At 49.6% G+C, this 21,189-nt stretch carries 17 protein-coding genes and 1 pseudogene; 4 read left to right on the top strand and 14 right to left on the bottom strand.

What is annotated here, in order from left to right; all coding sequences use genetic code 11:
- On the top strand, window positions 1-2,808 hold the full coding sequence (locus BLR73_RS13590) for a M16 family metallopeptidase (protein WP_091862902.1): 2,808 nt from the start codon (window positions 1-3) through the stop codon (window positions 2,806-2,808).
- A 47-nt stretch (window positions 2,809-2,855) separates the two neighbouring features.
- Here the strand turns inward: BLR73_RS13590 and cysK are convergent, their stop codons facing one another.
- Window positions 2,856-3,803 carry a cysteine synthase A gene (cysK, locus tag BLR73_RS13585; protein WP_013064323.1) on the bottom strand — a complete coding sequence of 316 codons (948 nt, stop codon included), beginning with the start codon at window positions 3,801-3,803 and terminating at the stop codon, window positions 2,856-2,858.
- Window positions 3,804-3,979: 176 nt separating this feature from the next.
- Window positions 3,980-5,272, bottom strand: a complete 1,293-nt coding sequence (locus BLR73_RS13580; RefSeq protein ID WP_013065213.1) for an O-acetylhomoserine aminocarboxypropyltransferase/cysteine synthase family protein — start codon at window positions 5,270-5,272, stop codon at window positions 3,980-3,982.
- Window positions 5,273-5,450: 178 nt separating this feature from the next.
- Here BLR73_RS13580 and BLR73_RS13575 point away from each other — a divergent pair, with 178 nt between their 5' ends.
- A complete protein-coding gene (locus tag BLR73_RS13575) occupies window positions 5,451-5,918 on the top strand; it encodes an Lrp/AsnC family transcriptional regulator (protein WP_091862900.1) in 468 nt (155 codons plus the stop codon).
- A 3-nt stretch (window positions 5,919-5,921) separates the two neighbouring features.
- Here the strand turns inward: BLR73_RS13575 and BLR73_RS13570 are convergent, their stop codons facing one another.
- From BLR73_RS13570 to BLR73_RS13540, 7 genes are all read right to left on the bottom strand, one after another.
- Window positions 5,922-6,365 carry a MarR family winged helix-turn-helix transcriptional regulator gene (locus BLR73_RS13570; protein ID WP_036908985.1) on the bottom strand — a complete coding sequence of 148 codons (444 nt, stop codon included), beginning with the start codon at window positions 6,363-6,365 and terminating at the stop codon, window positions 5,922-5,924.
- Between the two features lie 22 nt (window positions 6,366-6,387).
- Window positions 6,388-6,933, bottom strand: a complete 546-nt coding sequence (locus tag BLR73_RS13565) for a glutathione peroxidase (protein ID WP_091862897.1) — start codon at window positions 6,931-6,933, stop codon at window positions 6,388-6,390.
- A 129-nt stretch (window positions 6,934-7,062) separates the two neighbouring features.
- Window positions 7,063-7,680 carry a nitroreductase family protein gene (locus BLR73_RS13560; protein WP_052173541.1) on the bottom strand — a complete coding sequence of 206 codons (618 nt, stop codon included), beginning with the start codon at window positions 7,678-7,680 and terminating at the stop codon, window positions 7,063-7,065.
- 9 nt (window positions 7,681-7,689) lie between these two features.
- Window positions 7,690-10,317 (bottom strand): beta-glucosidase, encoded by a 2,628-nt coding sequence (locus tag BLR73_RS13555; RefSeq protein ID WP_091862894.1) that lies wholly within the window; start codon window positions 10,315-10,317, stop codon window positions 7,690-7,692.
- Window positions 10,318-10,396: 79 nt separating this feature from the next.
- Entirely contained in the window at window positions 10,397-11,752 is a 1,356-nt protein-coding gene (gene hemG / locus BLR73_RS13550) for a protoporphyrinogen oxidase (RefSeq protein WP_091862891.1), read from the bottom strand.
- A gap of 2 nt (window positions 11,753-11,754) precedes the next feature.
- The gene (gene hemN, locus BLR73_RS13545) at window positions 11,755-13,119 is read right to left on the bottom strand and encodes an oxygen-independent coproporphyrinogen III oxidase (protein ID WP_091862888.1); all 1,365 of its coding nucleotides are present in this window, start codon (window positions 13,117-13,119) and stop codon (window positions 11,755-11,757) included.
- A gap of 53 nt (window positions 13,120-13,172) precedes the next feature.
- Window positions 13,173-14,036 carry an AraC family transcriptional regulator gene (locus BLR73_RS13540; protein ID WP_033150429.1) on the bottom strand — a complete coding sequence of 288 codons (864 nt, stop codon included), beginning with the start codon at window positions 14,034-14,036 and terminating at the stop codon, window positions 13,173-13,175.
- Window positions 14,037-14,284: 248 nt separating this feature from the next.
- Between BLR73_RS13540 and BLR73_RS13535 the strand changes: the two genes are divergently transcribed.
- Window positions 14,285-14,680 (top strand): L-rhamnose mutarotase, encoded by a 396-nt coding sequence (locus tag BLR73_RS13535; protein WP_013064670.1) that lies wholly within the window; start codon window positions 14,285-14,287, stop codon window positions 14,678-14,680.
- The gene (locus BLR73_RS13530) at window positions 14,673-16,493 is read left to right on the top strand and encodes an L-fucose isomerase (protein WP_091863070.1); all 1,821 of its coding nucleotides are present in this window, start codon (window positions 14,673-14,675) and stop codon (window positions 16,491-16,493) included. The genes BLR73_RS13535 and BLR73_RS13530 overlap by 8 nt, the downstream gene beginning before the upstream one ends.
- 226 nt (window positions 16,494-16,719) lie before the next feature.
- Here the strand turns inward: BLR73_RS13530 and BLR73_RS14430 are convergent, their stop codons facing one another.
- From BLR73_RS14430 to BLR73_RS14650, 5 genes and pseudogenes are all read right to left on the bottom strand, one after another.
- Complete coding sequence (locus tag BLR73_RS14430) at window positions 16,720-16,821, bottom strand: smalltalk protein (protein WP_176763700.1); 102 nt, start codon at window positions 16,819-16,821, stop codon at window positions 16,720-16,722.
- Window positions 16,822-16,894: 73 nt separating this feature from the next.
- Window positions 16,895-17,419, bottom strand: coding sequence for an HU family DNA-binding protein (locus BLR73_RS13525; RefSeq protein ID WP_091862885.1), 525 nt, complete (start codon window positions 17,417-17,419; stop codon window positions 16,895-16,897).
- Between the two features lie 467 nt (window positions 17,420-17,886).
- On the bottom strand, window positions 17,887-19,332 hold the full coding sequence (locus BLR73_RS13520; protein ID WP_091862882.1) for a DKNYY domain-containing protein: 1,446 nt from the start codon (window positions 19,330-19,332) through the stop codon (window positions 17,887-17,889).
- An 18-nt stretch (window positions 19,333-19,350) separates the two neighbouring features.
- Entirely contained in the window at window positions 19,351-20,985 is a 1,635-nt protein-coding gene (locus tag BLR73_RS13515) for a DUF4153 domain-containing protein (protein ID WP_143010966.1), read from the bottom strand.
- A gap of 90 nt (window positions 20,986-21,075) precedes the next feature.
- Window positions 21,076-21,189: pseudogene (locus tag BLR73_RS14650) on the bottom strand (nucleotidyl transferase AbiEii/AbiGii toxin family protein); the annotation flags it as partial.

Here is a 21,189-nt window from a genome sequence, read left to right as displayed (position 1 = left end):
ATGAAGAAATTATATTCTCTTTTCGCTCTGGCGCTGCTGTCGGTATCGGCAGTGGCCCAGAGCCTGCCACAGGACCCTACCATCCGTAAGGGCAAACTGAAGAATGGCATGACCTACTATATCCGTCATAATGCTAAGGAGGCAGGTCTGGCCGATTTCTATATTGCCCAGCGTGTAGGTTCCATACTGGAGGAGCCCCGCCAGCGCGGACTGGCTCACTTCCTCGAGCATATGGCCTTTAACGGTACCAAGAACTTCCCAGGCAAAGGTAAGAAGTTGGGTATTGTTCCCTGGTGCGAGACCATCGGTGTAAAGTTCGGCGCCAACCTGAATGCCTACACCTCTATCGACCAGACAGTGTATCACATCGGTTCTGCTCCCTTGAAACGCGAGGGCATCATCGACTCTTGTCTGCTGGTGCTGCACGACTGGAGCCACTACCTGCTGTTGGAGGATGCAGAGATTGATAAGGAGCGTGGCGTTATCCACGAGGAGTGGCGTACACGCCGTGCCGGCATGGCCGTACAGCGCCTGATGGAGCAGGCAATGCCAAAGATTTACAAAGGCACCAAGTACGAGGACTGTATGCCTATCGGTTCGATGGATATCGTGGATAACTTCCCCTATCAGGACCTGCGCGACTACTATCAGAAATGGTACCGTCCCGATCTGCAGGCCATCATCGTTGTAGGTGATATCGACGTGAACAAGATGGAGAAGAAAATCAAGAAGATCTTCGCTCCTATCCCCATGCCAAAGAAGGCTGCCCAGCGTATCTACTACCCTGTAGATGATAACGAAAAGATGATTGTTGACATCGAGAAGGATAAGGAGCAGCCCATTGCCCTGTGTCATATCTACCAGAAGCGCGAAGCCACTCCTGATAGCGAGAAGAACAGCGAGAAATACCTGCGCGACGACTATATCGACGGACTCATCAGCAGCATGCTGAACGACCGTCTGGTAGAGTTGCGCCAGTTGCCTGTGCCACCATTCCAGAGTGCCACCGGTCGTGCTTCCGAGTTCTTCCTCAGCCGCACCAAGGATGCCTTCTCGTTAAGCATCAGCTGTAAGCAGGACAACATCTTAGGTGGTATCATCAGTGCTGTAGGTGTGGCAGAGCGTGCCCGTCAGCACGGCTTTACCCAGAGTGAGCTGGAGCGTGCCAAGAAGCTGCGCCTGAATGCTGCCGAGCGCCGTGCCAAGATGCAGGGCGACTACCGTAACTCGCATTACGTAAATGTATGTGTTGATAACTTCCTGGAGGGTGAGCCCATGCTCAGTGCCGACTTTAAGTTAGAGAATACCAAGAAACTGGATCGTGAGGTAACACTGGCCGAGGTGAACGCTGCCGTAAAGGAGCTCATCACCGACAAGAATCAGGTAGTAGTAATGTACGCACCCGATAAGGAGGGCTTTGAAATACCATCAGAACAGCAGATTGAGCAGGTTATCCTGGCAGCTCAGCAGCAGGCTTATGCACCTTATGCAGAGCAGCAGCTGGCCGGATCACTGATGAACAATCTGCCAAAGGCTGGCACCATCGTAAGCGAGAAGCCCTACCGTCACGGTTTTACCGAACTCACCCTGAGCAACGGCATGAAGGTATATACCAAGAAGACCGATTACGAGGCCGATGCCGTTTCTATGCGCATGTATGGCGAAGGTGGCACCTCGCTCTATGGCGATGAGGACATCCCCAACTTCTCGATGATTACCAGTGGTGCTACCGAAGGTGGCGTAGGTCAGTTCGATGCCGTTACCCTGCGCAAGATGCTCACTGGTAAGAGTGTGCGTGTTAGCCCTTCTGTTGGCACCAAGGGACAGAGCATCAGCGGTAGTGCTTCGTTGAAGGATATGGAGACCATGTTCCAGCTCTCGTATCTCTACTTCACCCAGCCACGCCGCGATGAGGCAGCTTTTGCCAGTCTGATGAACCGTCAGCGTGCGTTCCTGGCCAACCGTAATGCCTCACCTAAGGTAGATTACAACGACTCTATCCGTGCCGTGCTCTATGGCCATCATCCCCGTGTGGCTCCCGTGGTACAGTCAACACTCGATAAGATCAGCTACGACCGCATCCTTGAGATTTACAAGGAGCGATTCAGCGATGCCGCTAATTTCAAGACCGTGATTATCGGAAACTTCGACGAACAGCAGTTACGCCAGTACCTCTGTCAGTATCTGGCCGCCCTGCCTGCTACTGGCAAGCACGAACAGACCAACCAGGCCAACGTACCACAGATTGTGGATGGACAGCAGGTGGTAAAGTTCACCAAAAAGATGGCTACACCATTGGCTAATGTCAGCATCTACCTGACCGCAGATGTAGATTTCACCCCAAAGAGCGATCTCGAGCTCGACTTCCTGAAGCGTTGTCTTTCTATCGCCTATACCGACTCTGTTCGTGAGGAGAAGGGCGGTACTTATGGTGTAAGTGTAGATTTCGACCTGGATAAGGACGAGCATCCTAATGCCACCTTGAAGATTGCCTACAATGCCGATCCCAGTCGCTATGACGAGTTGAATCCAATCATCTACCAGCAGCTGCAGAACATCGCCAACAACGGTCCTGCTGCCACATCGCTGAAGAAGGTGAAGGAGTATCTCACCAAGCAGTATGCCCAGATGGCTATCACCAACGATTACTGGAGTTACATTATCTGGCACGAGCTGGACGATGATACCGACTTCGACCGCGACTACTGCAAACTGGTTAACGAGGTAACCGCTGCCGACGTACAGCGTATGGCCCAGAAGATTCTGGCAGCCAAACGCCGCATCGAAATAACAATGCTATCGGAATAAAAAAAATGGGTGACCAAACGGTCACCCACTTTTTATTAACAAACAACTTAAAGTGGATAATCTTCGAATGCATAAAGCACTGTCGAGAGATAGCGCTCGCCAGTATCAGGCAGCAGCACTACTATCTTCTTACCCTTATTCTCAGGACGCTTAGCCACCTCGGTAGCAGCATAGAGGGCTGCACCTGCCGAGATACCTACCAGCAGACCTTCCTGCTGAGCAATCTCACGACCTGTACGGATAGCAGCGTCGTTCTCTACATCAAACACCTCGTCGATAACAGTTGCATCGTAGGTCTTGGGAATGAAACCTGCACCGATACCCTGAATCTTGTGAGGACCGCTCTGACCGCCGTTCAGTACAGGGCTCGACTTGGGCTCTACAGCAATAATTTTCACGTTTGGATTCTGCTCCTTCAGATACTTACCTGTACCGCTGATAGTACCACCAGTACCAACACCGCCGATAAAGATATCGACCTGTCCATCGGTGTCGCGCCAGATCTCAGGACCTGTGGTAGCATAGTGCTTTGCAGGGTTAGCAGCGTTCTCAAACTGCTGCAGAATCACAGCACCAGGGATAGAGTCGCGCAGTTCCTCAGCAGCGCGGATGGCGCCTGGCATGCCGTCTTTACCAGAAGTGAGTCGTACCTCGGCACCATAGGCTTTCACAAGGTTTCGGCGCTCTACACTCATGGTTTCAGGCATGGTAAGGATCAAATGGTAGCCCTTGACGGCTGATACCAGTGCCAGTCCTACGCCCGTGTTTCCAGAGGTTGGTTCGATAATGGTTGCACCTGGCTTCAAGATACCCTTGGCCTCTGCGTCTTCAATCATCGCCAGTGCGATACGATCTTTTACGCTACCACCAGGATTAAAGAATTCTACCTTGGCAATAACAGGAGTCTCCAGACCCTTTGCCTGTGAAAACTTGTTGAGCTCAAGAAGTGGAGTGTTGCCGACGAGCTCTGTCAGCTGTTTTGCGATTTTACTCATAATCCTTACCTTTTTTATAAAATTAATAACAAATAAATCTCTCTCTTCAATATGATTTTTATCACACTGCAAAGGTACGACGTTTTTTGCAGTCTCACAATCCCTCTTGTGTGGCATTCTATATACCAAACGTTTGGTATATTGTTGAAAAACGGGGATTTTACTCCCCGTTCCCGTTAAATTTGGTCAAAAGCCTGCGACAAGTCGGCAATAATGTCGTCGATATGTTCAGTACCGATACTCAAGCGGATGGTTGATGGCGTGATGTGCTGCTCGGCCAGCTCCTCAGGACTCAGCTGTGAGTGAGTGGTGGTATATGGGTGGATAACCAGACTCTTCACATCGGCCACGTTAGCCAGCAGTGAGAAAATCTGCAGGGCATCGATAAACTTCCAGGCCTCTTCCTGTCCGCCCTTAATCTCAAAGGTGAAGATTGAGGCACCACCCTGTGGGAAGTACTTATTGTACAATGCGTGGTCGTGATGACTTGCCAATGCTGGGTGATTAACCTTAGCCACCTTTGGATGGTTGGCCAGGAAGTCAACAACCTTCAGTGCATTCTCCACGTGGCGCTCTACACGCAGACTCAGTGTCTCAACACCCTGCAGCAGGATAAAGGCATTGAATGGCGACAGTGTAGCACCGGTATCGCGCAGAATCACGGCACGGATACGAGTCACGTAAGCGGCAGCACCTACTGCATCGGCAAATACGATACCATGGTACGATGGATCGGGCTTAGCCAGTGTGGGGAATTTTTCGGGATTAGCCTTCCAGTCGAACTTACCACCATCTACAATCACACCACCCAGTGAGGTTCCGTGTCCACCCAGGAACTTAGTGGCCGAGTGTACTACGATGTCGGCACCATGCTCCAATGGACGGATCAGGTATGGGGTACCGAAGGTGTTATCAACGATGAATGGGATGCCATACTTGTGAGCAACAGCAGCCACACCCTCAAGGTCGAGCACATCGCTGTTAGGGTTGCCGAAGGTCTCGGCATATACTACCTTTGTGTTGGGCTTGATGGCAGCCTCGAGCGCAGCCAGATCGTTTACATTCACGATGGTATTGGTAATGCCCTGGGTAGCCAGTGTATGGGTAATGAGGTTGTAAGAACCACCATACAGGTTATCAGCAGCTACGATATGGTCACCTGCCTGCACAATGTTCTGCAGAGCGTAAGTAATAGCGGCTGCACCACTGGCAACTGCAAGACCTGCTACTCCACCTTCGAGTGCTGCCACACGATCCTCGAACACACCTTGTGTAGAGTTGGTCAGTCGACCGTAGATATTACCAGCATCGCGAAGTCCGAAACGATCGGCAGCATGCTTTGAGTTGTGGAACACATAGCTTGTGGTCTGATAGATGGGCACGGCACGTGCATCAGTAGCGGGGTCGGCCTGTTCCTGGCCTACATGCAGTTGCAAAGTCTCGAAACGATAATTCTTACTTGTACTCATAACTTTATTCCTTTCTTTTTATTTGATTAAACTTTCTGGGTGCAAAGGTAATAGGTTTAGAAAAATCTACCAAATTTCTTGTTTAATTCAGAAAATATACCTAATTTTGCAGTCGAGAAAGAAAATCTTTCCGTTTAAGAGCTTAAAATAGTATCCAAACAGAATAAAACTCTAAGTTATGGCAGATATCCTGGACGAAACCGACTTGCAGATACTGAAAACACTGCAAAAAAACGCCAAATTGACCACCAAAGAGCTGGCCGATGCCGTTCATTTAACACCAACCCCCGTCTTTGAGCGTCAGAAACGACTCGAAAGACAGGGGTATATTAAAAAGTATGTGGCTATTCTCGATCCCGAGAAATTGGGTCAGGGCTTGCAGGTTTTCTGCAAGGTTAAACTCAAGCAAATTAACCACGAGATTGCCGACTCATTTGTTCGTCGCATCCAGCGCATACCTGAGGTTACCGAATGCTACAACACCTCGGGTGCCTACGACTACCTTTTAAAGGTACGCGCGCGCGATATGAAACAATACCAGGAATTCGTGCTCAACAAACTGGGCGAGATAGAAAGCCTGGCCTCTATCGAGAGCACCTTTGTGATGAGCGAGGTGAAACAAAATTACGGTATCCACATCGGCTGAATATTATTTTTGTCGTAATGTGTTGATGATGGTGTCCAGTTCACCAGCCAACCGCTCATAGTCGTCAAGCTGGAACGGACAAGCACTCAGTTCACGACCCATACCGGCGGGAATAACCTGATAAGCCTGCTCTTCCATCGCCTTACCTTTCTCGGTAAGCGATACTATCTGCTGGCGCTTATCCTCCTTTCCGCGCTGTCGGGTCACTATGCCCAGTTTCTCCATACGCTGCAGCAGCGGCGTAACGGTGTTTGTTTCCAGCAGCAGTCGGCGTGCAATGTCGTTCACAGGTTGGGCGTCCTGCTCCCACAGCACCATCATTACCAGATACTGCGGATAGGTAATACCCAGCTCATTCAGCAGTGGCGTATAAGCCTGAGTTATTAAACGTGTAGCCGTATACAAACGGAAGCAGACTTGATTATCGAGTCGTAATTCTTCGTGCATATTTTTTATTTTTAATTTTCAATTAACCAAGCATGGCCTCAATGTCCTTCTCAAAGTCAGCGGGCTCGGTAGTAGGTGCATAGCGCTTAATGGTATCACCGTCTTTCGAAATCAGGAACTTGGTGAAATTCCACTTAATATCGCTGTCCTTCTCTACGCTCTTGCTGATGGTTTTGAAGAGAGCCTTGGCAGCCTTGGCCTTTAAACCTTTATACTCCTCGGTGGGAGCCTGTGTCTTCAGATACTCAAAAATAGGATCGGCAGCAGCACCATTCACGTCAATCTTCTTCATAATCTGGAAGGTAACGCCGTAGTTCAACTGGCAGAACTCGCTAATCTCGCTGTCGGTACCTGGATCCTGCTCCTTAAACTGGTTGCAGGGGAAACCGATAACCACCAGTCCCAGATCCTTATACTTCTGGTTCAACGCCTCCAATCCTTCGAACTGAGGGGTGAATCCACACTTGCTGGCTGTGTTAACTACCAGCAGCACCTTTCCCTGGAACTCAGAGAAATCAATCTCCTTACCTTTGCTCGTCAGAGCCTTGAAATCATAAATCTTACTCATATCATTATTACAATTATATCGTTTGCGATGCAAAGGTAAGCATAATTATTTATATCGCAAGCGATTTAGTAAAAACTTTAAGAGAGTTTAACTATATATCGCTTGCGATACGTATTTAAAAGTCCTTGATTAGAAGAACTTTACGATATCATCCAGATCGCGTCTGTCGGGGTGTGTGGGCTCTTCGTTTCTGTAGCCCAAGGCAATTACAGCCATCACAGTCTCGTCCTCGGGGATGTCAAACAGCGCTCTCAGTTGGTCGGCATCGCGCATACCCATAATCAGGGTATCGAATCCCATGGCGCGTGCTTTCAATATCAGGTAGCAGTTGCTCAGTCCGTTATCGTAGGCACCCCAGCCTTCGCCTACCTCGTTGGTAGCCTGTCCCTGGAAATAGCCCGATTTCCCGCGCTCAAAGGTCGACACAATCAGTACTGGTGCATCGGCCACGCGATCCTTGTTGGCGCCAATCATCTCCATGGCGGCCTTCAGTTTCTCCTCGCCGATAGCCACATAATACTTCGAAGGCTGCTGGTTAGCCCACGATGGAGCCTCCTGGGTAGCCTTGAGCAGTTCGCGTACTTCGGCCTCCGAGATTTTCTTCGCTGGGTCGTAGCTGCGTACGCTTCTACGGGTGGTTAAAACTTCGTCGAACGATACCGACGTCTCTGTGTTGGTGTTGTCATTATGGCAACTGGTTAAAGCAAGCAGCACTGTGGCTGCACCTATTAAAAACTTTTTTGTCATTGGTTGTTGTTATTTAATGTTGACTATTATTTTCTTCAGATCTTTGTCGGCACTCGAGTTGCCCACCATCACCTCGTACTTGCCAGGCACTACGCGCATGGTGTTGGTTTTCACATCCCAACCCTCGAAACTCTTACGTGGCAGTTCTATACTGATGGTCTTTGCCTCTGCTGCATTCAGGGTTACCTGCTGATAGGCACGCAGCGATTTCTTTGGACCTTCCTTGTCAGCCAGACAACGGATATACACCTGTACAGTTTCTGTACCGGCTGTAGTGCCCATATTCTTTACGCGCACCTGTACCTTATTATTTTTATAGATAGGTTTGGCTATATCGAAAGTGGTGTAGCCCAGACCGAAACCGAATGGGAACAGCGGCTCGCCTTCGTAATAACGGTACGTACGATTCTTCATGGTGTAATCCAGGAAATCGGGCAACTCGTCGGTACTCTTATAGAAGGTAACCGGCAGTTTTCCACTGGGGGCTACCATACCAAACAGTGTAGTAGCCAAGGCAGCACCACCCTGCTCGCCACCATACCACCACTGCAGGATAGCATCACATGTTTCCAGTTCCGGAGCCAGTGCCATGGCCGATCCCGAACAGTTTACAAAAATCACCTTCTTGCCAGCCTTATGCAGCAAAGCCAACAAGTCGCGCTGTGCCTGTGGCAGTTCTATGCTGGTGCGGTCGCCCCCCCTAAAGCCAGGCTCGTTCACACGCATCTCCTCACCCTCCAGGTTAGGCGATATACCACCTACAAATATAATGGTCCGGGTATTGCCTATCTGAGCCAACAGCTCCTCGGCTGTTGGGTTCACACGCCTCTTGATATCGAAGTTCAAGGCACCGTAACCCGTTTCCTGTACATAATCAATCTGAATGCGGTAGTGCTGTCCGGCTTTTACGGCTATCTCCTTCTTACCGCTCTGAATACGCTGACGTGGATTCCAGATGTTCACCAATGTATCGCTATTCACTATCAGGCGCAAGCGGTCGTCGCCGCTAATCTCAAAGCTCAGTGTCTCATCGGCTGTCGGCACCAGTGTACCGTCCAGTCGTGCCGAGCAATTCTCCAGGTTCACGCCAGGTGCAAACACCGTGTTACCGCCATTACTCAGCTGTACGGGCTGCTTACGGTTCACCACCGTTACAGGTGCGCCCTGCATCTCGGTATTATTCCAGTAAGCTATCTGTATGCCGCTATTACCTAACGGATCTTTTATCTGATTGAAGCGACTCTCGAACACCTCGTTTCGTGTCAGCCCGCAGCCTTGAATAAAACGTACCGTGGCATCGGGCGAAAGCGTCTTCGCCATACGGGTGATACCATCCAGTGCCGTCACGGTGTGTGTTGGATAGCCGGCATAGTTACCCCACATCATCACCGAATCGTTGGCATTCGGACCCATCACCACAATATCCTTGTTAGAGCCTGCGCCAGCATTTAACGGATTGCCTAAAGGCAGCACCTTATTTTTATTCTGCAGCAGCACAATGCTCTTCAGTGCCATTTTCAGGGCCAGATCCTTATGTGCCGGCGAAGCCACTACTGTCTCTGGTATCTTGGTCCATGCATTCAGGTCGTCGCTATCCATATCGCCCAACTCAAAACGGGCTATCAACAGTCTGCGCAGACTGCGATCAATATCGGCTTCCTTCACATCTCCACGACGCACAGCCTCAGGCAGATGCTTGTACTCCGAACCGCACTCCACGTCGGTACCAGCCAACACGGCTTTGGCACTGGCTTCGGCCCCATCCTTGGCCACATTATGCCAACGAGGCAGGAAATCACGAATGGCACCACAGTCGCTGGTAATCAGTCCGTCAAAGCCCCATTCGTCACGCAGTATCTGCTGCTCGTAACGGGTCTGCGCACAACAGGCCTGACCGTCGATACGCTGATAGGCACACATCACCTCGGCCACTTTTCCTTCCTGCACTAGTGCCTTAAAGGCAGGCAGATAGGTCTCCCACAAATCACGTTCAGGCAGATTCTCGATATTAAACTCATGACGGTTCCACTCCGGACCGCTATGCACGGCAAAATGCTTGGCACATGCCAGCAGTTTACGATATTTGCTTACGCCCAGGGCCTCGCCGTTGTAGCCTACACCCTGCAAGCCACGCACCACAGCCAGTCCCATCTTAGCCGTCAGGTAAGGGTCCTCGCCATAGGTTTCCTGTCCGCGGCCCCAACGGGGATCACGGAATATATTGATGTTCGGAGTCCAGAACGATAAACTCTGATAGCGTTTGATATCCCCTGTACGCTTGGCTTGCCGGGCTTTTACACGCGCCTCGTCGCTCACAGCCGTAAACACCTGGTGCAACAGCGCATCGTCCCACGAAGCCGCCATAGCCATGGTGATGGGGAATACAGTAGCAAAGCCGTTACGACCGATGCCGTGCAGCGCCTCGTTCCACCACTGGAACTGAGGAATACCCAAACGGGGGATGGCAGGCGATGTATCCATCATCAGACTCACCTTCTCATCGAGCGTCAGTCGGCTCAACAGGTCATCAGCTCGCTGTGCTGCTGACAGGTTCGCATTCTGATACGGCAAACCTTGCGCATCCATCGCTGTAGCGCAGAAACCCACGAATAGGGACATCATCAAAAGTCTCTTCATAACCACTGTTTTTGTTATAGTGGCCACAAAGATAGTAATAATTCTTTAACGCCGCATCATTTGGGCGTTGATTTTAATCTTATTTTTGAAATAATCGGGCGATAGTAGCTGCCTGCTGAATGCGGTTACCCATGCCGATACCGTCGCGCAGATTACCGGCTATAATCAGTCCGGGGTACTGCTGCTGGATAGCCTCCACCGCCTTAAAACGCTCGCCACTATCCACGCCATACTGCGGGATGGCATGCTCATGACGGAAGATACGTATCATGTCGGGCTCTACATTCATAGGATATTTCAACATGCTGTGGAAAGCCTCACGCACCATCGAGCGTATCTCGGCATCACTCTTCTGCAGATAGTCGGTATGTCGGGCGCCACCCATAAAGTATGAGTACAGGGCACCACCCTCGGGCGCACGCTGCACAAAGCAGGCCGATGGGAACAAGATACCCAGCACCTTCTTCTGCTCCTTGCTGGGCACCAAACCGCCAAAGGCCGCATAGTCGATACCGCCTGTGTTCTTAATGCCTACGCACACCTGTATGATAGGTGCATAGTAAAGCTTGCTGATAGGCGCCATCTGCTCCTGCGCCACAAAGGGTAGCAACGACGACAAGGCATAGGCACCCACAGTGGTAATCACATGGTTGCAGTGTATCTCCTCGGTACCGTTGTTATAGCGTATCAGCCATTTGTGCTCGCCATCGGGCATCACCGTTATCGCCTGCGCACCAGTTACAATGTCGATGCCCTCAGCCAGTGCCTCTACCAGATTCTGCAAACCGCCAAAGGCCGAGAACACCTTCTTGGTAGCCAAGCGGTCGCGCTCGCTCTTAGGCTCCTTGGCCTTAGCAATGGCACCACGCACAAAACTGCCGTAGTTAGCCTCTAGGTTATAAAGTTTAGGCAGCGCATAGCGGGTAGTCAGCTTCATCGGATCACCGGCATACACACCCGACACAAACGGATCAACGGCATACTCGTAGAATGAGCGGCCCAGTCGGCGCTGTGCCAGTGCACCTACAGGTTCATCAGGGTCGGTACCCTTCTTACGCCAGGGCTCACCCAGTATACGGAACTTATCCTTCAGTGTAAACAAGGGGGTACTGATAGCTGCTGGCAAACTGGCAGGCAAAGCATGAAACTCACTGCCTTTCCATATCAGTCGGCGCTTCGACGATTCACGGGCTGTCTCCATCTGGCAGCGTCCCTCCAGATCACGGAACAACTCGGTAACCTCGGGAAACGATACCACGCCAGTGTTAGGACCACTCTCGAACGTAAATCCATCCTCGTTGTGCGTAGCTATCTGGCCACCTATGCGGTTCTGCTTTTCAAGCACCAGCACATCGCGGCCCATCTTCTTCAGGTTAAAGGCAGTGCTCAGTCCAGTCAGTCCGGCACCTATCACTACTATATCACGTTTTTGCATTGTTATATCGGTTTTGAGAATTGTTTGTCGTTATGAGCCATCAGTGGGTCGAGTGCAGCAGCCACGCAGCGCACAAACGGGCGCCCACAGGTGTTCACCTCAATATGATCGTCGTCAAAGCGTAACAGTCCGTCGGCCTGCATCTCGCTGAATGTGGTTTCGCTGTAGCCACAGGCCTCGCGCACCTCAGCGGCACTCACACCCAGGTGTGCAGCCACGTCGCTCCAGTTCAGGGTGTAGTTACACATCAGCGTCTCAACCACCTGGCGCACCAGCTTTTCCTGAGGGGTAAGATGATAGCCGCGTGAAATGTAGAGCTGACCGCTGTTCAGGGTTTCGATATACGTGTTGATATCGCGACCGTTCTGGGCGTAGCAGTCGTCCAGCTGACTGATACCCGTTACACCAAAGGCATACACCTGCGCCGTAGTACGACGTGTGCAGTAGCCCTGGAAATTACGGTGCAGCTGTCCCTTGCCAAGCGCCACAGCCAGTTCGTCATCGGGCAGCACAAAATGGTCCAGACCTATGGGCTGATAGCCGGCCGCTGTCAGCACCTCTGTAGCCGCCTCATACATGCCGTTCTTCTCCTGGTTGGCAGGCAGTCCCACCTTATCCAGTATCTGCTGTCGTGGGAACAGCTTTGGCAGATGTGCATACGAGAAAGTAGCCAGTCGGTCAGGTCGCCATGCAGCCGCCTGCTCGATGGTATTACGGAACGAGTCGATAGTTTGCAGGGGCAATCCATACAGGAAGTCGAGATTCACCGTTGCCCCACTCTCGTGCAGCATCTCAAGAATCTCACCCACAGGCATCATCGACTCACGTCGGTTCACCACCTTCAGCACTTCGGGGCGCAAGTCCTGCACACCCAGACTATAGCGTGTAAAACCGCATGCAGTAAGCTGCTGCCAGTCGTTGGCATCCAGATAACCGGGATGGCACTCGATGGCAATCTCGGGGCGCTCAATGGTAGGCGCTATCGATAACAGGTGCTCGTTCAGCTCCTTAATCATGGCAATGGGCAATGCCGTAGGACTGCCGCCGCCATAGTGTATCTGCGAAATCTGTCGACCATTGCTGATATGCTTAGCCACCAGGTCGATCTCCTTGTGCAGAGCCTCAACATACGCCTTTACCACCTCGGGCTTGGCCTGAGGATACGAGTTGCAGCCGCAGTAATGGCACAAGTGCCTGCAAAAGGGAATATGCAGGTAGAATGATATCTGGTTCTGTCGGGCCTCGTTACTCTGATCAACCATCATCAGATAGTCGGCCTCGGTAAAGTTACTAAAGTAATTTGCCGGTGGATAGCTGGTGTATCTCGGTACCGGACGGTTATACTTCTCTATAATGTCTGTTTGCATGGGTGCAAAGGTACTACATTCCGCCGGCCCTCACAATCCCTATTTATATGGATTTACAGTTTAAAATGACTTTTACGGTATTGCTGGGGCGTCATACCCGAGTTTTTCTTGAAAATGCGGTTAAAGTACGAGTAGTCGTCGTAGCCTAACGCGTCGGCTATACGGTTCACGGCCATGTTGGTGGTTACCAGTGTCAGCTCGGCCTTCTCCAGCTTGCGCTTGGTAATAAAGGCATTGGGTGTTTCGCCTGTTTCGTGCTTAAACACGCGTATGAAATGATCCTTCGACATGCAGGCCTTTTCGGCCAGCTGTTCTATGTCGAGCCTTTCGCCGATGTGCTTGCGTATATAGGCCAGCGTCAGATGTATACGGTCGTCCTTCACATCGGCCTTAGGCGTGGCATACTTCAGGAATCGCGACATCAGGATGTACAGGATACCACGACTCTCTACCTTATCGCAGAACGGACGGCGCTGGTTCAGTTCCAGGTTACTAATCAGCGTCTGGTGGTTGTCGTACGCTTCAGGGTCCGACTGCTGAAGCTTCAGGAATGGGTTGATAAAGCACAGTCGCCTTACCAGTTCCAGATCGCCCGGAGCCGCCTTTACCTCCACGGGATAGTCCCATTGGTCCAGTATGCTCATATCGCTGTGCATATCCTCGTATATATGTATATAATAATGTGAGAACGGTGCATCGCAGATATAGCTATGCATGGTATAGGCTGGTATAAAATACAGATGGTTAGGTATCAGCGTGTAAACACCCGACGGCATCTCAACCTGCGCCGTACCATCGGTAACGTAATACAAGCGCGCAAACGGACTGCGCACATTTTTCCAGTTCCAGTCGGCCATGTGGTCGGCCAGTCCTACGTTCAGGGTCAGTAAGTGAAGTTTGTCTATAGGATAGTTCATAACCAAGTGTTTATAGTGTTTCGTTTACAAAGTAACAACATTTATTTTAAATATACAACAAATTTCAAGTTTTTTTCAGTGCCGATTCGAAAACTAACTATAAAATATCGATAAAGTGCTATAAATCTGAAACAAAATTAACTTTTTTACCATTCTGCCGTCGATTTTCTCTAAAAAAACGCGTTTGTTGATTGGTGTATTTAAAATTATTCCTTAACTTTGCGCCGACAAAAAAGAAAACTACGATAATGGACGAGAAAATTTCAGGTTACAAATGCAAGACTTACAGCATGCCCGTAAAAAGGTATTGCCAAACCATGGATCTTAAAAACGATCCTGAGCTGATAGCCAAGTACAAGGAGGCGCACGACCGCCTGCATGCCTGGCCCGAAATCTTAGCAGGTATCCGTGAGGTGGGCATCCTCGAGATGGAACTCTACATCCTGGATAACCGTTTGTTCATGATTGTAGAAACCCCACTGGATTTTGATTGGGACAGCGCCATGGCCCGACTGGCCACCCTGCCCCGCCAGGCCGAATGGGAAGATTACGTAGCCATGTTCCAGGCCTGCAAGCCAGGCAGTACTTCCGACGAGAAGTGGCGCATGATGGACCGCATGTTTTATCTTTATGATCATGAATAACTATCCTAAAATTGGTATTCGCCCCACCATCGACGGTCGTCAAGGGGGCGTTCGCGAAAGCCTCGAACAAAAAACAATGGCTTTAGCAAAGGCTGTAGCCCAGCTCATCAGTTCAAACTTGCGTAATGGCGACGGCTCGCCTGTTGAGTGCGTGATTGCCGACACTACCATCGGTCGTGTGGCCGAGAGTGCTGCCTGCGCCCAGAAGTTCGAACGTGAGGGTGTTGGTGCCACCATCACCGTTACATCGTGCTGGTGCTACGGTTCAGAAACCATGGACATGAATCCCCACTACCCCAAGGCTGTTTGGGGCTTTAACGGCACCGAGCGTCCAGGCGCTGTGTATCTGGCTGCCGTACTGGCCGCCCACGCCCAGAAGGGACTGCCTGCCTTTGGCATCTATGGACACGATGTACAGGACCTCGGCGACAACACCATCCCCGCCGATGTAGCCGAGAAACTGCTGCGCTTTGCACGTGCCGCACAGGCCGTAGCCACCATGAAGGGCAAGAGCTACCTCTCATTAGGTAATACCTGCATGGGTATTGCCGGCAGTATCGTTAACGCCGATTTCCTGCAGCAGTATCTGGGCATGCGCACCGAGTACGTATCACTGGTCGAGATTCTGCGCCGTGTTGATTTCGGCATCTTCGATCCCGATGAGTTCAACAAGGCCATGCAGTGGGTAGAGAAATACTGCAAGCCCCAGGAGGGCCACGATTATAACGAGGACCGCCCCCTGTTCCCCGGCACACCTATGACCACCTTCAACGGTAAAGGCAAGGGCAAGAACCGCCAGGAAAAGGATGCCGACTGGGAGTTCACCGTTAAGACCATGATGATTATCCGCGACCTGATGCACGGCAACCCACGCCTGCTGGAGATGGGCTATAAGGAAGAGGCACTGGGCCACAACGCCATCTTTGGCGGTGTACAGGGCCAGCGCCAGTGGACCGATTACAAGCCCAACTTCGACTTCCCTGAGTCGATGCTCTGTACCTCGTTCGACTGGAACGGCCGTCGCGAAGCCGATGTGCTGGCCACCGAGAACGATTTCCTCAACGGCATGTCGATGCTGTTCGGCCACCTGCTCACCAACCGTGGTGTGATGTTTTCCGACATCCGCACCTACTGGAGCCCCGAGGCTGTAGAGCGTGTGGCAGGCCATCGCCCTGAGGGACAGGCTGCTGGTGGATTCATCCACCTTATCAACAGCGGTGCCACCACACTCGATGCCACAGGCGCCATGACAGATGCTAACGGAAAGCCCACCATGAAGGAGTTCTGGAATATGACCGATGCCGACGTAGAGGCCTGCCTGAAGGCTACCAGCTGGATGCCAGCCGATCGCGACTACTTCCGTGGTGGCGGCTACAGTTCGCACTTCGTTACCAAGGGTGGCATGCCCATGACCATGATTCGCATAAATATGGTACAAGGCTTAGGTCCTGTGCTGCAGCTGGCCGAAGGCTGGACTGTAGAACTGGATGCCGAAACCCACAACATACTCGACAAGCGTACCGATCCCACCTGGCCTACCACCTGGTTTGTGCCACGACTCGACGCTACCAAGGATTGCTTTAAGGATGTGTACAGCGTGATGAACTGCTGGGGCGCCAACCACGGTGCCATCGCCTACGGCCATATCGGTGCCGACCTGCTCACACTCTGCTCTATCCTGCGCATACCCGTATGCATGCACAACATAGCCGACAAGGACATCTTCCGTCCTGCTGCCTGGAATGCCTTTGGCATGGACAAGGAGGGCGCCGACTACCGTGCCTGCAAGAATTTTGGTCCGATATATAAATAACAATTCTTACTTACGTTTACTAACAATTAATGACAACAAGAGAACTACTATTTACGTTCATGGCAGTCGGCGCCTCGCTGACTGCCTTTGCACAAGATTACGAGGTACCCGTATAACGAAATAAACCTGCTAACAACTAAATTCGCCCTTATAAAAGGGCAAACGGTGCAGCTCGTGAGAGTTGCACCGCTTTCATTTCACACGATTTCTTCGACGAGCGAAGCGCTTACGCGATTTGAGCGCCTGCGGCAGTTGCACCTACCGCACCTAACAAGGCGGTGATTACTGCCACCACGATCTTCGCAATCGTCCTCCAGTTCTTCATCATAATTCCTCCTTTCTTAATTTTTACATTATTACATTTTTACATTTTAATAAGGCTGGGGCCGAAGCCCCAAACCTTAATCCCCGATGGGCTCGTGGCTGCCACCGCCGTTACCACCGTTGCTTGGCTGGGTGCTGCCACCATTGCCACCACCATTGCTACCGCTGTTAGCGGGCTTAGTGGTGTCGACATCGTTCTTTGGCGCCTCCTGCACACTGCAACCAGTGATGAAGGTCTTCTGACGCAGACCACTGCCATCGGTCTTTACCTCGGGCTGAAACAGCACGTGCAAGCCCTTGATGTTCTTGCTGATGCTGAAGTCAGCAGCGCTGTCAGCGCCCTCACCACGGATACCGATCTTAAACGATCCAAAGCCATTCAGCTTCACACGCTTAGAATCCTGTAACTGGTCGGCCATCGTCTCGATGAGCTCAGAGATCACAGCCACGATATCCGCCTTTTTCAAGGTACAGTTACGCTGCATGATGGTGGCCAGCTGCTCCGTATCCACGGTCTGGGTAATCACGGCACGTGGGTACCACTTGCCATAGCCCTTGGCTTTAGGTGATGTCACCTTCGACAATCTGTAAAATACAGACATATTGCTCCTCCTTTCTTTACTCGGGATTCACATCCCTACTGTGTTAAATACTCTGACTTATCGTCAGGCTCAGGACTTTCCTGAACACGTTGCAAAGGTACTACTTTTTTCGCCCTATTCCAAAGTTTTTGCCTTTTGGCAGTTAGCCAAAATCATGCTGGGTTCCCCAGCCTTTGTACTATTCTTCATTCCTCCAAATAATTATGCGGAAAAATGATGTTTCAGATAAATTTCCTATATTTGCAGCCGAGATTTGAACATTTTGTAACGGAGATTTGAACATTTTGTAATCAAGAATTGAACATTAAACCGATGGTATACCATTCAAAGAATTCTTCCATATGAAAATAGAGGATTTGTTATAGCAAGACTATGTTTAAATAAAAATCGCGGGGCGGTCCCCCGAGCTGTCAGGAACCTGTCCCATGGCAGATCAGAATAGGTCACTTTCGCCTTTAATCAGCTGATCACTCGCTGTCCACATGGCACTTGCCTTGACGTAGTTTTTCAAGGCGTGGATTCGGAGTGCCTTGATAATAACGATTCTTGTCGAAGGCAAATGAGCAGGAGTTTACATAATCATAACCACAAATAAATGTAGCTATATCAACTCCTGTAATCAATGAGTCTCGATAATACACATGGTCACCGTCACATGAATAACAGGCATCCTTGTTGTTATTCGATACATGATTCTCTGATACATAATGAGACGGGAATATCCTGAATGTCAAAGGGTTGGCTCCTGTCAAAAGGCGATTCTCGTAATAAACTCTATTCCTGTCAGCATACCAGTCACGATAACGCTCAACCCGATGAATAGTTGCAAAGTCACAATCAGCAGGCATAGCCATAAGTTCTGAATTATATACAGTAGTGCCATCAGTGTGGAATGCTTCGTTCAATCCCTCATTCATATTCTTATGTCTTAACGATTTAAGGTCTCGTATAGACGTGCCACTAGCCTGATAATATACGCGATTCTTGTCTTGTGCAAAGTGTTGTTCGCCCTCCAATACTCTGAAAGTTTTCGGATCAGCCCCTTCAACTATTTGATTCTCGTAGTAAACACATTTAGAATCCTTAGCATAGCGGAAGCTTAGAGCTTTAAATGTTGCATAATCGCCGATAGGAATATTATTTTCCCCAATGCTAGCATCTAATCCTAGATAATAGACATTCTTGCAATCTATAGCCCAACTGCCATCTATTTCCTTAAAACTGCTCACGTCTGCTACGTGAAGTGGAGATGTGCCATGGTAGTAATCATGGGCATCGTGTGCAAGAGAGAGAGAAAAACTAAAATCGTTTTTGTTTTCGGGAGCAACAAATGTTGCAGGATCAGCACCTGGGATAGTATCGTTATTATACCATACATATCTATTGTCTGCAGAATAGTTTTCGTTTAATACACGGAAAGACGAAGGGTCTGCCAAATTTAGAATTTCATTGTGATAATATACATGGTTTACGTCTTTTGAATATGCTTCATTTAGACGTACGAATGTTGACGAGTCGTAACCTTCTGGTTTCTCAGCAGCAAATTCGCTCGAAGCAATTTTGATAAATAAAGATATAACAACAATAGGAATCAATGGACATAAGAAGAACAGCCAAGAAGCCTTCAAACGCCTGAACGCCCACAAACAAAACCTCATTAATGGAAACAGGTAGATGGGATAAAGTAATATGGTGAAAAATATACCATAACGGCAGGTCTCATCAACTGTCGAGCGGAATGGTGCATCAAAGAGGAATAGTGAACCAAAGAATAATAAAGGCCATATCAAAAGCGATATAACCATGAGCCAGAAGAATATCTTCTGAAGAACCGTTGGCTGCCCTCCCAAAATGCGAGCTATCAGTCCACGATCTTTAATCGCCTCCTCCAAGTTTTTATTATCTTTTGTCATACAATTCTGGTAGGTTTATTATTTCTGCTTTCTGAACAACTGGAGACCGTAGTACCTGACATCGGTAATGACACTATCTCTGATACAAATGCCTTCAAGTATTAGCATCAGTGAGTCGTTGCGATAGGTAAGCAGTGGTTCTGGATGGCGCAGAAGCGATCTGTCCTGACTGACAATCTTTTGGATAGGATATTCGAGTACGGTGTCCTTATTCAGGGTGACAATGACCGTCGTGTCATTATAGTTGCATTGGTAAGCTTTTGAGGGTAGCATAATTGTGTATTCGCCTAACTCAACAGAATTTCTCCTGCTATACGAGTCGTAATCACTATAATCGCGATCCTTTGCCTTGGCATAGCTGAAGCTATACTCCGAATGCGACCATTTGCCGTATTTAGCTTCGAACTCCTTGTCGCCGATTCCATCGCGTACATACTTGATAACACTGCTTACATCCTTATATCGCTCGCACATCATACTGTCTTGCTTGATACTCCAGGTGTCAATATCGTCGTTCAGCTTGCCCGTCTTGGCGTCAGTAAGTTTCAGTTCGCTGATAAGCTCAGTGAGTCGCTGCTTCTGGCAATGCAGACCAATGCTTTTGGCAGATATACCAGGAATGTAAGTAAAGAGGATGATAGCTGCGCCGAAGATGAGCGCCATAAGTTGATAACGACGAGTGCGCTTGTGGAGCAGCATCAGCACAAATAGCGTCATCAGCACACCTGCCACCATCAGATAGAAACGACTCTCGGTGAAACTATACAGACGGATACGGTAGATAGAGCCAATCCAGTACATGATGAGTGGAGGGATGGCAATAAAAGAGAATCGATTGTAAAACCAGTCGTAATATCGATGACTGAGTATGGACTGGGCCACACGACCTATCAATGCCACCGTAATAAATCCCATCACCATCCAAGCTACCCCACCCTTGGGCAAATCCCACACGAATACAATCTTTATGAAATAGGTATACAGAATGACGGTATAGATAATGACAGCTGGCGAGAGGATGAAATTGAGGATGATTCGCAGTATCTTGAAGGGCTCTTCAACAACATCCTCGTTCTGCCGAACCAGTGTACAGCATATTTGCGAAGCCAGCACCAAGAATACGAACTGGGCGATATGCTCGTAGAAATATTGGGGCTCGTCGATGCCAAAAATATAGAAGAAAGATGCACAAATAGCCAACACCGCCATATAAAGGAGACCTGATATGAGCAGACCGAAAAATATCTGTGTAGCCATATGCAGCGCATGAGCCGCAAACGAGCGGTTGTCCAATTCTCTATTGCCGATAATGAGCAGAATGGCAGCCAAGACATAAGTAAACGTGAACCCGTATGTCCAGAGGAACGGCTTCAAGTCGAGCATCATCAGGGGCAGGAATATGAAGAACGAGCCATAGTAAGCCCAACGATTAACGCGATGGAGCCACAATGTCAACGCCATTAGCGGAACAAAGAACCAGAGAATGTCACCATTTACTGCACTTTCATACTCTGCCGTCTTCTCATTCCATACGTGCGTCTCAGTATTCCAAACGGCAATGATAAAGAATGCTAATCCCAAGACGAACTCTACAGGGAATCCGCGTGGACTAAGCAACAACTGCTGCAATAATGATTTCAGTTTTGTACTCATATACAATGTTAGGTTATTATCAGTTTTTTAAATTCTGCCGACAAAGATACTGACTTATTTCTATTCCGCCAAATATTTTGCGAGAAATTATCACTTAAACACTATCATGTCGGCCAGTTGCAGGAAGTAATCGTTGCTCCAGATGTCGAGTTCGCGCTTGTCGATGATGTAAGGGATAACATCGGCTTTTACTACATCAATGTC

Source organism: Prevotella sp. khp1, assembly GCF_900102205.1.
Taxonomy (GTDB): Bacteria; Bacteroidota; Bacteroidia; order Bacteroidales; family Bacteroidaceae; genus Prevotella; species Prevotella ruminicola.
The sequence above is the reverse complement of the archived record's forward strand: the minus strand, read 5'-3'. Positions and strand labels throughout refer to the sequence as shown.

Bases quoted from the DNA above. Each gene is read 5' to 3' on its own strand.
- BLR73_RS13590 (WP_091862902.1), top strand. From the start codon at position 1: ATGAAGAAATTATATTCTCTTTTCGCTCTGGCGCTGCTGTCGGTATCG.
- cysK (WP_013064323.1), bottom strand. From the start codon at position 3,803: ATGAGTAAAATCGCAAAACAGCTGACAGAGCTCGTCGGCAACACTCCA.
- BLR73_RS13580 (WP_013065213.1), bottom strand. From the start codon at position 5,272: ATGAGTACAAGTAAGAATTATCGTTTCGAGACTTTGCAACTGCATGTA.
- BLR73_RS13575 (WP_091862900.1), top strand. From the start codon at position 5,451: ATGGCAGATATCCTGGACGAAACCGACTTGCAGATACTGAAAACACTG.
- BLR73_RS13570 (WP_036908985.1), bottom strand. From the start codon at position 6,365: ATGCACGAAGAATTACGACTCGATAATCAAGTCTGCTTCCGTTTGTAT.
- BLR73_RS13565 (WP_091862897.1), bottom strand. From the start codon at position 6,933: ATGAGTAAGATTTATGATTTCAAGGCTCTGACGAGCAAAGGTAAGGAG.
- BLR73_RS13560 (WP_052173541.1), bottom strand. From the start codon at position 7,680: ATGACAAAAAAGTTTTTAATAGGTGCAGCCACAGTGCTGCTTGCTTTA.
- BLR73_RS13555 (WP_091862894.1), bottom strand. From the start codon at position 10,317: ATGAAGAGACTTTTGATGATGTCCCTATTCGTGGGTTTCTGCGCTACA.
- hemG (WP_091862891.1), bottom strand. From the start codon at position 11,752: ATGCAAAAACGTGATATAGTAGTGATAGGTGCCGGACTGACTGGACTG.
- hemN (WP_091862888.1), bottom strand. From the start codon at position 13,119: ATGCAAACAGACATTATAGAGAAGTATAACCGTCCGGTACCGAGATAC.
- BLR73_RS13540 (WP_033150429.1), bottom strand. From the start codon at position 14,036: ATGAACTATCCTATAGACAAACTTCACTTACTGACCCTGAACGTAGGA.
- BLR73_RS13535 (WP_013064670.1), top strand. From the start codon at position 14,285: ATGGACGAGAAAATTTCAGGTTACAAATGCAAGACTTACAGCATGCCC.
- BLR73_RS13530 (WP_091863070.1), top strand. From the start codon at position 14,673: ATGAATAACTATCCTAAAATTGGTATTCGCCCCACCATCGACGGTCGT.
- BLR73_RS14430 (WP_176763700.1), bottom strand. From the start codon at position 16,821: ATGATGAAGAACTGGAGGACGATTGCGAAGATCGTGGTGGCAGTAATC.
- BLR73_RS13525 (WP_091862885.1), bottom strand. From the start codon at position 17,419: ATGTCTGTATTTTACAGATTGTCGAAGGTGACATCACCTAAAGCCAAG.
- BLR73_RS13520 (WP_091862882.1), bottom strand. From the start codon at position 19,332: ATGACAAAAGATAATAAAAACTTGGAGGAGGCGATTAAAGATCGTGGA.
- BLR73_RS13515 (WP_143010966.1), bottom strand. From the start codon at position 20,985: ATGAGTACAAAACTGAAATCATTATTGCAGCAGTTGTTGCTTAGTCCA.